The organism is Nonomuraea sp. NPDC002799 (genome assembly GCF_053592075.1).
This window is the reverse complement of the sequence record NZ_JBSFVA010000150.1, coordinates 1-1,007: the sequence shown is the minus strand read 5'-3', so window position 1 is coordinate 1,007 and position 1,007 is coordinate 1. Positions and strand designations below refer to the sequence as shown.

Sequence of the window (1,007 nt, the reverse complement as noted above, 5' to 3'; positions counted from 1 at the left end):
GCTCAGCACCACCCGCCTCCGCGTCGTCCTGCAGAGCGGCCAGGGCTCACCCGGCCTCCTGGAGGTCAAGGCCTACACCTGACCTGAACAACCGATGAGGGTGGCGGCCGACCTGGCCGCCACCCTCATCCGTCGTAGCAGCACTTCACGTGCCGCCACCCTCAGCCGTCTAGCGTCCGTAACGGCTCTTCAGGTGCCGCCACCAGTCGCGGAACATCCAGGCGTCGAAGTCCGTGATCGACGACGCGCTGCCCGCCTTCATCAGGAAGCAGCACACCCCCGTCGGGGTCCAGTCGTAGAAGTCGTCCAGCCCGAACGAGTGCCCCATCTCATGCAGCAGGATGTGCACGTTGTCGGTGTTGAGGTTGGACAGGTAGTACTCGCTGCCGATCCGCTGCCCCCAGTCGCCACCCGCGCCCCCGCCGAACCCGGCCGTCAGCCACAGGGACATGTCGTAGTGGTGCGACGCGCCACCGGGGCAGTTCGGGTAGGTGCCGCTCTGGTTGAAGAACCGGCCGCACGGCTCGGAGCACTGCGGCGCGTTCTCCCGGATGTTGCCGACGTAGATGTCGACGGAGGTGTCGCTCCACTGGAGCTGGGCGCGGTCGCGGACGGCCCAGCCGACCACCTTGACCGGCACGGAGGTGTACGGCCAGCCGCTCTGGCCGGCCATGAGATCCATCCACTTCTTGAACTGGCGGGCCAGCGTGGCGTGGATCTGGTCCCGCTGGGCCGCCGTCACCGAGGCGCTCGAATCCCAGCGGACGCAGTAGTTGATCGAGCCGCCGTTGGCCATGACCTGGTCCCAGCCGTAGTTCCGGAACCCGTACAGGTTCGGATAGGTGCTCTCGACGTGCTGCCAGACCTCGTTGAGCGGGGTGACCAGGTTGGCGGGCGGGTTCCACACGGTGCCGCCCGGCGGGTCGGGGGCGAACGCCTTGACCTCCAGGAGGCCGGGTGAGCCCTGGCCGCTCTGCAGGACGACGCGGAGGCGGGTGGTGCTGAGT

1 protein-coding gene is annotated in these 1,007 nt (G+C 68.2%); it reads right to left on the bottom strand.

What is annotated here, in order from left to right; all coding sequences use genetic code 11:
* Positions 1–169 precede the first annotated feature (169 nt).
* Positions 170–1,007, bottom strand: an 838-nt coding sequence (locus ACWD0F_RS52160) for a hypothetical protein (RefSeq protein WP_449890614.1), incomplete at its 5' end; no start/stop codon positions are given.